An 11,875-nucleotide genomic window follows, 5' to 3' on the forward strand; every position below is an offset into this window, starting at 1 on the left:
TCAGCCTGGATCTTCGGGTTTCGGGGTGGACGCGGGTGCTGAAGCGGGTGTGCTCCCCTTCGGGCGACGAAGCAAATCATTCTTCACCGCGTTCAGCTCTGCATTGGCACGGGCGTAGATGTCCTGGACGGTGTCGGCCCCCTTCCGGGCAGACAACCGCTTCAGGGAAGCCAGCTCAGCTTCCTGATCCTCCAGACGCCGCTTGTGCTCGGCCAGCGCCGCGTCGCGCTCGGCCAGGGTGACCTTCAGGGCATCGAACTCGCCCTGCAACTGCTCCAGCTCCTCGGACATCTCCAGAATGGCCTCGGAGTCTGACACCGGCTTGCGAGCCTGGAGCTGCTCGACGCGCTCCCGCAACCCGGTCCGCTCCGTCTCCAGAATCTGGATGCGGGCCGTCAGCGACTCGGCCGCCCTCGCCTTTTCGGTGCGCTCGACGTCGAGGAACTTCACCGCCTCGGCGGAGGCAGCTTCCAGCGCCGTCACCCGACCCTCCAGCCGGATACGCGCCGCACGGGCCACCGTGAGGTCCGAGTTGAGCCGCTCGCGCTCGGAGATGAGCGTGCCCTTCTCCATCTCGAGCTTCGCGAACTGCTCCTGCACGGCCTGCGCGGAGCTGTCCCGCTCCCGAGCCCGCCGCTCCGCCTCCTCGGCCTTGGCCTCCAGCTCGGCCAGCTTCGTCTCCAGCTCGGCCCGCTGCGCCTGGGCCGCGGCCTCCTGCTCCCGGGCCTGCCGCTCCGCCTCTCCCGCCTGGGTCTCCAGCTCGGCCAGCTTCGCCTCCAGCTCGACCTGTTTCGCCTGAGCCGCAGTCTCCAGCTCGGCCTGTTTCGCATGGGCCGCGGCCTCCTGCTCCCGGGCCTGCCGCTCCACCTCGGCCTTCAGCTCGGCCTGCTGCGCCTCGATGGCGGCCTCCCGCTCGCGAGCCTGCCGCCCGGCCTCCTCCGCCTCGGCCTCCAGCTCGGTCTGCTTCGCCTTCGCGGCCTCCAGCTCGGCTCGGGCTTCCGCCAGTCGCGTCTCCAGCTCGCCCGCCGAGCGCTGCACCTCGGCCACCCGCTCCCGCTCCGCCTGGCTCTCCTCCTGGGAACGGGCCAGTCCGGAACGAAGGGTCTTCAGCGCGTCCTGGGTGAGCTCCAGCTCCGCGCGCACCTTCTCCAGCTCGTCCCGGGCGCCCCCGAGCGCCGCGCGCTCCTCCTGGAGGGCCGACTCGAGCGAGGGCGCCTTGCCCGCGATGCGCCGCGCCGACTCGAGCTGCACGGTGACCAGCTCCATCTGCTCGTGCTCCGCAGCGAGCCGGGCCTGTATCTCGGACACCTCTTTCTGGAGGTGCGCGATGTGCATGTCCCGGTCCCGCAGCCCCTGGTGCGCCTGCTGGAGCGCCATCCCAGCCTGCTGCGTCTGGGCACGGGCGGCAGCGAGGTCGTCCCGGAGGCCCTCCAGCTCCATCCGGACCTCCAGCGCGTCGCGCTTGCGAGTGTCTCTCTCGGTGGCGATGGACTCCTCGCGCGTCCGAGCCTCCGCGAGCGCCTCTTGCAGGGCCTTCTCGCGCTCCTTGGCGGCGGCGGACACCTCGGCGGATGTGCCGCGCTCCCACTCCAGGTTCGCCCGGAGCTCCTCGACGAGCCGCTTCTGCTCCGCCAGGGACGCGTCCAGCTCCGAGCCCTCGCGTCGGGCCGTCTCCAGCTCCGCGCGCAGCGCCGCGGACTCCTTCCGGGCCTCCTCCAGCGCCTCGAGCCGAGCCCGCTCGCGCTCGTCCGCTCCCGCCCGGGCAGACTCCAGGTCCGCGCGAGCCTCGGTCAGCGACTGCGCCAGGGCCTCGCGTCCGGAGCGCTCGGACTCCAGCTCGCGCCGCGTCTCCGCGAGGGCCGCCTCGGACTCCTCGCGGGTGCGCTGCCAGGACTCCGCCTCGGCACGGGCCTGCTGCTCCGCTTCGGCGCGAACCTGCCGCTCCGCTTCAAGCTCCGCCCGGACCTGGGCCAGGAGTGCCTCGGCCTTCTCTCGCTCCGACGCGAGCGACACCTCGGCGCCGGAGCGCTGCCGCCGCTCCTCCTCCAGCTGCGACCAGGCGACCTCCAGAGACTCCTCGGTCCTCGCCCGCTTCTCGCGCTCTCCCTCCAGCTCGGTACGGACGGTGGCGAGCGACTCCTCCACCCCGGTCCGCCGCTGCCGCTCCGCCTCGAGGTCGGCGAGCACCCGCGCGGTGGACTCCTCCGACGCGCCATGCGCCTGCTGCGCGGTCTCGAGCCCAGCCCGAGCCTTCGCCAGCTCGGCCTCGAGCCCGATGCTCCGCTGGCGCTCGGCCACGAACCCCGCCTGGACCTTCGCCAGGGCCTCTTCGACCTCGAGCCGCTGCCGGCGCTCCTCTCCGAGCCCGGCCTGGACTTCCTCCAGCTCGGACTCGAGCCCGGTGCTCCGCTCGCGCTCGGCCTCGAGCCCCGCCTGGACTTCCGCCAGCTCGGACTCGAACCCGGTGCTCCGCTCGCGCTCGGCCTCGAGCCCCGCCTGGACCTCGGCCAGGGCCGCCTCCACGCGGGCACGCTGCTCGCGCTCTTCCTCGAGCCCAGCCTGGAGCCTGGAGCCCTCCTCATCCCCCTGGGCGCGCTGCTGCCGGAGTGCCTCGCGCGTCTCCTCGAGCCGCTGGTGCTCCGCCTCCAGCCGGGCCTCGGCCTGGGCCACGGCCTCCTCCAGCCGCGCCCTGGAGTCCCGCTCCAGCTCGAGCTCGGCCAGGGCCTGCTCGCGCTCCTCGTCGGCCTTCGCCCGCGCCAGCTGCTCCGCGGTGATGGAGCCCTGTGTCGCCTTCAGCGCCACATCGAGCCGGGTAATCGACTCCACGTCCGAGGCCCGTACGCGCTCCAGCTCCGTGAGCGTCGCCTCGACTTCCACCACGCGCCGCCGGAGGGCCCCGCGCTCGTCGGCCCACTGCTGCCGCTGGGATTCCAGCTCGGCGAGGGCGCTCGCGGCCTCCTCCCGGGCGGCGGCCTCCACCCGCACCTGATTCTCGAGCCCCTCGGCACGCTGTGTCTGGGCCTCGCGAGCGGCCTTCTCCCGGGCGGCGTCGGCCTCGGCCTTCTCCGTCCTGGCCCGCTCCTGCGCCACCCGCGTCTCCGCGCGCTGGCGCTCCTCCTCGATGGTCTCCTCCAGCTCCGCCGCGGCGCGGACTCGCTCCTCCTCCAACGACTCCAGCTGGCCACGGGCCTCGTGCAGCTCCTGCTCCAGCCGGGCCGCCGCCGTCCGGAGGTTCTCCTCAGCGCGCGAGCGGATCTCCACCTCGGCCGTGAGCCGCTCCAGCTCCGCGCGTGCCGCCGTGAGCTCTGTCTCCAGCCCGCGCCACTCGGCCTCGCGAGCCGTCAGCCGCACCTCCGCGTCGCGCCGGGCCGCCTCCGCCGCCGACACGCGCCGGGAGCCGTCCTCCACCTCACGCGTCAGCCGAGCCAGGTCCGCGTCGCGCGAGTGCAGCAGCGACTCCGACGCCTGACGGGCCTGCTCGGCCCGGGCCACATCCGACTTGAGAAGCTCCACCGCGGCGAGCGAGGTCGAATATTGCTCGGCCAGACGCAGCTCGCGCTCGCGGGCCGCCTCCACCTGACGCCGCAGCTCCTCGGACTGCTCGCGCGCGCGCTCCGCCGAGAGCCTGTCCTTCTCGCGCTCGACGCGCAGACTGGCCAGCTCGTCCTGCAGCTCGCGCAGCTGGGTGTAGGCCTGGGTGAGGCGCTCGCGCGACTCCTCCAGGGTGGTGTTCAGCTCCTCGCGGCGCGCGCGATCCAGCCGCAGCGTCTCTTGAGCGCCCAGGACCTGGACATCCGCCTCCTTCCGGGAGCGCTCGGCGGCCTCCAGCTCCAACCGCTGCTGGGCGAGACGCCGGTCCGCGTCATTCACGCGCTCCAGGGCCACCTGCAGCTCCAGCTCGGTGCGGCGCAGGCGGGAGGACAGCTCGTCACGCTCGCGGATTGTTTCTGGGGTACCGCGCGCCTGCTCCAGCTGCGCGGTGAGCCGGGCCACCTCGTCGCGAGCGAGCTCCAAGGCCGGTTTGAGCTGGACCACCTCGGTCTCGCGGTCGGTCAGCTCCGCGCGCAGCCGGGTGACGGACTCCTTGAGGCGCCCAGTGCGCTCCTCCCAGCCCTTGGCTCGCTGGGCCACCTCGTCCAGCTTGCCGCGGGTGAAGGCGAGCGGCTCAGGCGGCAACTGCACCCAGGTGGGGTCCACGATGCGAGCGGGCTCGGAGCTGGCCATCACCACGTAGTAGGCGGCCTCGCTGCCCCGGATGAGGGAGCCATCCACCTGGAGACCATCACCCTTCTCGAAGGCGAGCTGGTAGCCCAGCACCGGCGACTGCGTGGCCACCTCCACATTCGGGAAGTGCGGGGAGAGCGCGTCGAGCAGCTGCCCGTAGGTGGGAGGCACCCCCTCCTCCACATCCATGAGCTGCCAGAGGGCGAGCCCGGCCGTGTTGCGCAAACCGCCAATGAGGTAGCCCTGCCGGCCCACGAGTCGGGCCAGCTCGGCCAGCAACGTGGGAGCGCGCACATAGGGGGCGAGGTCCGCCACCAGCACCAGGTCGAAGCTGCCGGGCTCGAGGTCGTCGTAGATGTTGGCGCGGTAGCGCAACGAGGCGCTGCCATGGGCCTTCTGGGCCGCCGCCACCGCCGCCAGGTCCGCGTCACAGGCCACGACAGTGCGGGCGCCGCGCTCCAGGAGGAAGCGCGCGCTCTCGCCGCCGGTGGTGGCGACCGCGTCCACCTCCAACACGCGACGGCGTGCGAAGAGGCTCTCCGCGAAGATGTACCGGGGCAACAGCTCGCTGGTCCCCAGGCGGCGGAATGTGGGATGCATGAGTTGGGCCGAGCGAGTATAGCCCCGGAGACGGTTGGCCCAAGGAAAGCAGTGGAGCCGGGAAATCGGCTCGCCGCCTGGACGTCCAGGGAGCAAGCGACATGAATCCCATGATGAACCCTCAGCAGAACCGGCCGGGCTTCGGCCGCCGGGCCACGAGCGCCTTCACGCGGCTGCTCATTACCCTCTTGATTCTGGGCCTGGGCGGGGCGGTGGCCTTCCTGCTCTCGCAGCTCAACGCCCGCACCTTCACCCTGGCCCAGGAAAACGGGCAATTGTTGGTGATGAAGGGGCGGATGCTGCCCACCGGGGCGGCGCCCTTCCGGCCTGGGGACGCGCGGCTGGCGGATGCCTACGCCCCCCTCCCCCTCGAAGGCCGGGACGTCTCATCCCTGATGGAGCAGCGGTTCACCGAGCGGGACGAGCTGGACCGGGCCCTCTTCCCGGTGCTGGAGGGGCTGGCCCGGCCCAAGGTGCAGTCGGACGACCCGGCCCTGCTGGACAAGGGCCTCTACTACCTGAGGCGCATGGAGCTTCTCTCCGGGCTGACGGAGGAGCAGCGCCGCACGCTGGAGACGATGAAGGCGGACGTGGCCTTCTTCCAGGCGAGACAGAAGCTGGAGGAGGCGCGGCGGGACGTGACGGAGGCGCTGACGCAGCTGAAGCTGGCGGCGGAGAGCCGAAACCGCAACACGCAGCGGGCCAACCAGATGCTCTCCACGGTAGGCCCGGCGGCCGTGGCGCTGGAGAAGGCGCTGAGGGCGGTGGACGGCAACCTGGCCGAGTCCGGCTCCACCCCGGCGCCCTCCCCCGCTCCGGCCCCCGAGGGCCAGCAGGCGGCACCGCCAAAGCCGGGCCCCGAGGCCACGCCGCCGTCTGGGGCGCCGCAGCAGGGAGTGCAGACAAGCGACAGCGAGACGCAGCAGCGCCCCCAGTAGCACCTCCCCTATCGCTAGCCCTGGGTACTCGGCCGCGCACTGAGGGAATTGCCCTGACGCGCCATGCGAGCCGTGCTACGCGCGCGCCGGGGCTGGCTCCAGAATGAGCCCCCCAAGGAGAGACACGATGCGCAAGACCCTGCTCATGACCGCCCTCACCGCACAGGTGCTGGGCTGTGCCAACAACGCCCCCGCGGAGGAAGCCTGGACCCTGAACACCATCGCTGATGCCCGCAGCGGCATCGCCACGCCGGTGGATCTGGGTCCGCCGGGGGACTCGCCGGGCGACATGTTCGTGTTCGACCAGCCGCTGCTGAACGAGGCGAAAGAGAACATTGGAAGCAACAGCGGCTACTGCGTCCGGACGCTGCCCGGCCAGTTCAGCGAATGCCAGTGGACGCTGACGATGGCCGACGGGACCATCACCGTCGCGGGCCGGGAAGCCGAGACGGGCACGTCCCTGATCCCGATCGTCGGTGGAACAGGTGCCTACGAGGGTGCGAGCGGGGTGCTGACCACCACGCCCAACGGAGACAGGACGTTCACCCAGGTGCTCACGCTGCTGAAGCCGAAGCGGTAAGAGAGGCACGCCAGCCTGCGGTATACGTGCGGGCCTCACGAGGAGACGCACTCCATGACGATGACTCCGGTTCCCCCCGAGATGAAGCGACTCGAGCCCTTCGAGCTGGCCCTGCGCGAGGCGGGCATGGGCTACCCCGAGGTGACCGAGGAGTTCCCGTGGGGGCACCGGACGCTCAAGGTGAAGGGCAAGGCGTTCGTCTTCCTGACGCTGACGAGCGAGGGCCTGTCGATGTCCATGAAGCTGCCGCAGTCGAACGGCGCGGCGCTGATGCTGCCGTTCGCGCAGCCGACCGGGTACGGCCTGGGCAAGAGCGGCTGGGTGTCCGCCAACTTCGGTGCGCGCGACACGCCTCCGCTCGACATGCTGCGCAAGTGGCTCGACGAGAGCTACCGCGCGGTGGCGCCCAAGAAGCTGGTGGCGCAGATGGACAGTGGTGCGGGAGCGCCGAAGGCAGAGAAGGCGAAGGCCGCGCCCGCCAAGGCCCGGAGCGCACCGGCCCGTAAGTCCGCACCAGCCGCCGCGAAGAAGACCCCTGCGAAGAAGGCTCCCGCCAAGAAGACAGTGGCGAAGAAGGCCTCGGCAGGTACGCGAGCCAAGCGCGCTTGAGGCTCGCAACGGGCCTCAGTGGTAGACGTCTACCACTGAGGTGACCAGTGAAGCGCACTCCGTGACTACTTCCCCTTCATCACGCCGATGAAAGGCAGGTTGCGGTAGCGCTCGGCGTAGTCGAGCCCGTAGCCCACCACGAAGACGTCGTCGATGACGAAGCCCTTGTAGTCGATGGGAATCTGGGTGCGGGCGCGAGCGGGCTTCTCCAGCAGCGAGCACACCTTCAGGGACGCCGGGTGCCGGGCCCTCAGGTTCTCCAGCAGGAAGCTCATGGTGAGCCCGGTGTCGATGATGTCCTCGATGATGAGCAGGTGCTTGCCCGCCATGGGCTTGCTCACGTCGGTGGTGATGCGCACCTCGCCCGTCGTCTCGGTGCCGCCCTGGTACGAGGACACCCCGAGGAACTCGATCGTCAGCGGCAGGTCCACGTAGCGCGCCAGGTCCATGGCGAAGAACGCCGAGCCCTTGAGCACGCAGACGAGCGTCAGATCCTTGCCCTGGTAGTCGCGGGTAATCTGGGCGCCCAGCTCCCGCACTCGCGCCTGGAGCTTCTGCTCGTCGATATGAACGCCGACATCCTGCTCGTAGAAAGCCAAGGTGGTACCTCTACACGTACGCGTTGTTCATGATCTCCCCGAAGCCGCCGCCGCCGGGGACGATGTATTGCCGGTCATCCAACCCCCGCTCCTTCTCCCACAGCTCGCCGGGCACCGTGCCGAACACCTCCGGAGGTGACAGCCCGCGGTCCAGGCGCAGCGCATACACCACCACATCCGGATGCTCGCGGGAAATCCTCCGCAGGAACTCGGGGGTGACGATCAGGTTGAGGCTGAGGATTCTCCGGGGAGTGCCGGGGACCTTGTCCTTGTACATGGACACCGCGGTGCACAGGCTGCCGCCGGTGGCGCCCATCGGGTCAGGGAAGAGGACGAAGGCATCGTCGATGTCCCCGCCAATCTTCGCCCCGCCGATGTTCGACCCCACCACCGTCTCCTTGGCGTCGATCATCCGGCTCATGATGATGTGATCCTGGCGCACCAGCACCGGATCCACCGTGGTGTTGAGCAAGTCGTACGTCACCTGCGAGGGCAGCGTGCCGGCGCGGGCGATGTTCACCGTCACCGCGCGCACCGCCGGGTCAATCACCTCGCCCTGGTACATGCCCTGGGGCGTGTGGTCGATCATCCGGGTGGGCATGGCCACCATCTTGCGCGGGAACTCCGCGTTGATGACCATCTTCACCAGGTCCGTGTAGAGCAGCGCCACCAGCCGGTTGATCTCCGGCTGCACGGTGCCCTTGCTGCACAGCTTCGCGAGCTGCGAGAGCAGGAACGGATTGCCCACCAGGTGCACGTTGGGGCCATACCGGTGAGGCATCTCGCTCAACTGGAAGGGGACGTTGGCGTAGAGCGTATCGCGCATGGCCGGACCTCTGGGGCTTCAGTCAGAGCTTCAGTGTTCGAACAGATCGAGCGTCTGCGGAGGCGTGGCCTCGGTGGGCTCGGCGCGGTGGCACTTGCGGCAGCGCGCCTCATACGCCCCGGCGGCGCCCACCACCACCCGCTCGCCACTATCCACCAGCCGCTGCGAGCGGTTGGCGGGATTCCCACACACCACGCAGATGGCCAGTTGCTTCGTCACGTACTCGGCGATGGCCAGCAGCTGCGGCATCGGCTCGAAGGGGCGTCCCTGGTAGTCCTGGTCCAGCCCCGCGACGATCACGCGAATGCCCCGAGTGGCCAGGGCCTCACACACCGCCACCACCTCGGACCCGAAGAACTGCACCTCGTCGATGCCCACCACCTGCGTCTTGGGGGAGAGGTGATGGAAAATTTCTTCAGCCCGTTCAATCGGGATGGAGGTCAACTTCAGCTGCGAGTGGCTGACCACCTGGGTCTCGTCATAGCGGTTGTCCAGTTTGGGCTTGAACACCTGGACGACCTGCTTGCCGTAGACCGCGCGCTTGATGCGGCGGATCAACTCCTCCGTCTTGCCAGAGAACATCGATCCACAGATGACCTCTATCCACCCGATGTCGTTGGGGAATTGTTGCACGTGGAGGACTCGATCGGGGGGGTGTGCGGGAGCGCGGGTCTCCTCTGTCACGCCCCTCCTGGAACGTCAACTTTCAAAACCCGCCCCTGCCCCACCCCCTCAGCCCTCGCGGGCCTCTGCGGGCCCTCGCTCGTTGGCAAGCATCTTGAAGAACCTCGCCCGGATTCCAACGGGGAGGTCCGGGTGGCGGCGACGACGCAGGCAACACGCTGGGCAGGTATCGAGGGAGCTTCCTTCCACATCACGCCCGCGGCGGTACTTCTGTTGATACTCAACCTGCTGGATGGGCTCTTCACCCTCACCTTTTTACAGCTCGAAGTGGCCGAGGAACTGAATCCGCTGATGCGCCTGGCCTACGAGCACTCGCCCCTGGCCTTCATGGCCATCAAGGTCACCATCGTGAGCCTGGGGCTGACGCTGCTGTGCCTGCACCGCTCCATGCAGCTGAGCCAGCGGGCCATCCAAGCGGGAGCCGCGCTCTACGTCGTCATCGACGTGTACCACCTCGCCTTCCTGGCTCACATGTGTCACCGGGGCATCGGTTGACGCACAACAAGCCCCGACAGGCTTGATTTCCTAGGCCGGTCTGTCTCAGGCTGCCCCCCTAGCTCGTACCAACAGGTCTGTGGGGGGACCATGAACATCACCGACGTCAAGGTGTACCCGGTTGACGAGGATAAGCTGAAAGCCTACGTGACCATCACCCTGGATCACTGTTTCGTGATCCGAGATTTGAAGGTCATCCACGGGGCTTCCGGCCTGTTCATCGCCATGCCGGCCAAGCGCAGGAAGGATGGGACGTACAAGGACATTGCCCATCCGCTCAACGCGGACACGCGCAACCAGATGGAGCGGACCATCCTGCTGGAATACGAGCGGCACCAGCAGACAGGGGGCGGGGTGTCGAGCCCCTTCCTGGCTGCCGCTGGCGACCACGACTGAGCACCGGTCCGGGGGTGCCGATGGAAGGGGCTTCCCTTCCGCCACGGGCCGCGCTAGTAGCGCGCCCATGCAGCAGCCCCGCGACTTCAAGGTGTTCACCGGGAGCTCCAACCCGGGTCTGGCCCATCGCATCTGCGACTATCTCAAACGTCCCCTGGGGAATGCCTCGGTAGGCCGCTTCTCCGACGGGGAGATCCACGTGGAGATCGGCGAGAACGTCCGCGGTTCGGACGTCTTCATCGTCCAGTCCACATGCCCGCCGGCGAATGATCACCTGATGGAGCTGCTCATCATCTGCGACGCGCTCAAGCGCGCGAGCGCCGGCTCCATCAACGCCGTCATCCCCTACTACGGGTACGCTCGGCAGGATCGGAAGGTGGCGCCGCGCACGCCCATCACCGCCAAGCTGGTGGCGGACCTCCTGGAGGTGGCCGGGGCCACGCGCGTGGTGTCCATGGACATGCACGCCGGGCAGATCCAGGGCTTCTTCAACATCCCCTCGGATCACCTCTACGCCTCGCCGGTCTTCCTGGATGACCTGCGCAAGAAGTTCCCCGACACGCAGGACCTGGTCATCGTGTCGCCGGACGCGGGCGGCGTGGAGCGGGCGCGCGCCTACTCCAAGCGGCTCAACTGCGGTCTGGCCATCATCGACAAGCGCCGGCCGCGGCCCAACTCCTCCGAGGTGATGAACCTCATCGGTGACGTGAAGGGCAAGGACGCCGTGCTGGTGGACGACATGGTGGACACCGCCGGGACGCTCACCCAGGCGGCCGCCGCCCTCAAGGAGCGGGGCGCTCGCCGGGTGGTGGCCTATGCCGTCCACCCCATCCTCTCCGGCCCCGCCATCCAGCGCATCCAGGAGTCGGTGCTGGAGGAGGCCGTCTTCACCGACACGGTGGCCCTGTCTCCCGCCGCCCAGGCCTGCGGCAAGCTGAAGGTCATCACCACCGAGCGCCTCTTCGGTGAGGCCATCGCGCGCATCCACCGCGCGGACTCGCTCAGCTCCCTCTTCGTCTAGGCGGAGAAGCGCTCCCCTGCCCGTCGGGCGGCTTGACTCTGACCGTCCGCGCTGGCATGTCGCACCCACACCACGTTGGCCCTTCGTTTTCGGAAGGCGCCGTCTCGGGGCCTGCCACGGGGGCGGGATGCCAGAGGCGCCAGGGCTCCAGCGCGGTCACATCGCAGTCCCATACCGAGGAAATCCATGTCCATCGACAAGAGCACGCTCGAGGTGAAGGCGCGTGAGGGCTCCGGCAAGGGCGCCGCTCGCCGTCTGCGCAGCCAGGGCCTGGTGCCCGCCGTTGTCTACGGCAAGCACCTGAAGTCGCCGCTGAGCATCGCCGTCGACCCGAAGGCCGTGCGCCAGGCCATCAACACCCCGCACAAGCTCAACACCCTCATCACCCTCAAGGGCGTGGGCGCTGAGCAGCAGGTCCTCTTCAAGGACTATCAGCGGGATCCGGTCACCCGCGACATCCTCCACGTGGACTTCATCGCCGTTCGCGAGGACGAGCAGGTGAAGGTGAACGTGCCGCTGGTGCTCACCGGCAAGGCCGAGGGCGTGGCCGAGGGTGGTCTGCTCACCCAGCTCCGCCGTGAGCTCGAGGTCTACGCCAAGCCGCGCGCCATCCCCGAGAAGATCGAGGTGGACGTGACGGCGCTGAAGATTACCCAGGCGATCCACATCAACGAGGTGAAGCTGCCCGAGGGCGTGGTGGTGAAGTCGAACGTCAACTACACCGTCGCCGTCATCGCCGCGCCCGAGGGTGCGGTCGAGGCGGCTCCCGCGGCGGCGGCTGCTGCGGCTCCTGCGGCGGCGGCGGCCAAGCCCGCGGCTGGCGCGGCGGCCAAGCCCGCGGCGGGTGCGGCGGCCAAGCCCGCGGCCGGCGCGAAGAAGTAGTCTCTTCGTCCTGCTGTACAC

11 protein-coding genes are annotated in these 11,875 nt (G+C 69.3%); 7 read left to right on the forward strand and 4 right to left on the reverse strand.

Annotation, left to right across the window (positions count from 1 at the left end; genetic code table 11):
• A complete protein-coding gene (locus OV287_RS37190; RefSeq protein WP_267538778.1) occupies positions 1-4,824 on the reverse strand; it encodes a coiled-coil domain-containing protein in 4,824 nt (1,607 codons plus the stop codon).
• Between the two features lie 101 nt (positions 4,825-4,925).
• Here OV287_RS37190 and OV287_RS37195 point away from each other — a divergent pair, with 101 nt between their 5' ends.
• The 3 genes from OV287_RS37195 to OV287_RS37205 all read left to right on the forward strand — a co-directional run bounded on the left by OV287_RS37195 (position 4,926) and on the right by OV287_RS37205 (position 6,951).
• Entirely contained in the window at positions 4,926-5,762 is an 837-nt protein-coding gene (locus OV287_RS37195) for an IF-2 protein (protein ID WP_267538779.1), read from the forward strand.
• Positions 5,763-5,889: 127 nt separating this feature from the next.
• Complete coding sequence (locus OV287_RS37200; protein WP_267538780.1) at positions 5,890-6,342, forward strand: dirigent protein; 453 nt, start codon at positions 5,890-5,892, stop codon at positions 6,340-6,342.
• A gap of 54 nt (positions 6,343-6,396) precedes the next feature.
• On the forward strand, positions 6,397-6,951 hold the full coding sequence (locus OV287_RS37205) for an MmcQ/YjbR family DNA-binding protein (RefSeq protein ID WP_267538781.1): 555 nt from the start codon (positions 6,397-6,399) through the stop codon (positions 6,949-6,951).
• 65 nt (positions 6,952-7,016) lie between these two features.
• Here the strand turns inward: OV287_RS37205 and hpt are convergent, their stop codons facing one another.
• The 3 genes from hpt to OV287_RS37220 are packed head-to-tail and all read right to left on the reverse strand — an operon-like array spanning position 7,017 to position 9,009.
• Positions 7,017-7,550, reverse strand: coding sequence for a hypoxanthine phosphoribosyltransferase (gene hpt / locus OV287_RS37210; protein ID WP_267538782.1), 534 nt, complete (start codon positions 7,548-7,550; stop codon positions 7,017-7,019).
• Positions 7,551-7,560: 10 nt separating this feature from the next.
• On the reverse strand, positions 7,561-8,376 hold the full coding sequence (locus OV287_RS37215; RefSeq protein ID WP_267538783.1) for a uracil phosphoribosyltransferase: 816 nt from the start codon (positions 8,374-8,376) through the stop codon (positions 7,561-7,563).
• Positions 8,377-8,406: 30 nt separating this feature from the next.
• Positions 8,407-9,009 (reverse strand): thymidine kinase, encoded by a 603-nt coding sequence (locus tag OV287_RS37220; protein WP_267538784.1) that lies wholly within the window; start codon positions 9,007-9,009, stop codon positions 8,407-8,409.
• Positions 9,010-9,192: 183 nt separating this feature from the next.
• On the opposite strand from OV287_RS37220, the gene OV287_RS37225 reads away from it, so the two are divergent.
• From OV287_RS37225 to OV287_RS37240, 4 genes are all read left to right on the forward strand, one after another.
• A complete protein-coding gene (locus OV287_RS37225; protein WP_267538785.1) occupies positions 9,193-9,555 on the forward strand; it encodes a DUF5658 family protein in 363 nt (120 codons plus the stop codon).
• Between the two features lie 90 nt (positions 9,556-9,645).
• Positions 9,646-9,951 (forward strand): septation regulator SpoVG, encoded by a 306-nt coding sequence (spoVG, locus tag OV287_RS37230; RefSeq protein WP_267538786.1) that lies wholly within the window; start codon positions 9,646-9,648, stop codon positions 9,949-9,951.
• A 67-nt stretch (positions 9,952-10,018) separates the two neighbouring features.
• Positions 10,019-10,972 carry a ribose-phosphate pyrophosphokinase gene (locus OV287_RS37235; protein ID WP_267538787.1) on the forward strand — a complete coding sequence of 318 codons (954 nt, stop codon included), beginning with the start codon at positions 10,019-10,021 and terminating at the stop codon, positions 10,970-10,972.
• A 186-nt stretch (positions 10,973-11,158) separates the two neighbouring features.
• Entirely contained in the window at positions 11,159-11,854 is a 696-nt protein-coding gene (locus OV287_RS37240; RefSeq protein ID WP_267538788.1) for a 50S ribosomal protein L25/general stress protein Ctc, read from the forward strand.
• Positions 11,855-11,875: the final 21 nt, after the last annotated feature.

The sequence above is a fragment of the Archangium lansingense genome (assembly GCF_026626635.1).
GTDB classification, from domain to species: domain Bacteria; phylum Myxococcota; class Myxococcia; order Myxococcales; family Myxococcaceae; genus Archangium; species Archangium lansingense.

Bases quoted from the DNA above. Each gene is read 5' to 3' on its own strand.
- OV287_RS37190 (WP_267538778.1), bottom strand. From the start codon at position 4,824: ATGCATCCCACATTCCGCCGCCTGGGGACCAGCGAGCTGTTGCCCCGG.
- OV287_RS37195 (WP_267538779.1), top strand. From the start codon at position 4,926: ATGAATCCCATGATGAACCCTCAGCAGAACCGGCCGGGCTTCGGCCGC.
- OV287_RS37200 (WP_267538780.1), top strand. From the start codon at position 5,890: ATGCGCAAGACCCTGCTCATGACCGCCCTCACCGCACAGGTGCTGGGC.
- OV287_RS37205 (WP_267538781.1), top strand. From the start codon at position 6,397: ATGACGATGACTCCGGTTCCCCCCGAGATGAAGCGACTCGAGCCCTTC.
- OV287_RS37215 (WP_267538783.1), bottom strand. From the start codon at position 8,376: ATGCGCGATACGCTCTACGCCAACGTCCCCTTCCAGTTGAGCGAGATG.
- spoVG (WP_267538786.1), top strand. From the start codon at position 9,646: ATGAACATCACCGACGTCAAGGTGTACCCGGTTGACGAGGATAAGCTG.
- OV287_RS37235 (WP_267538787.1), top strand. From the start codon at position 10,019: ATGCAGCAGCCCCGCGACTTCAAGGTGTTCACCGGGAGCTCCAACCCG.
- OV287_RS37240 (WP_267538788.1), top strand. From the start codon at position 11,159: ATGTCCATCGACAAGAGCACGCTCGAGGTGAAGGCGCGTGAGGGCTCC.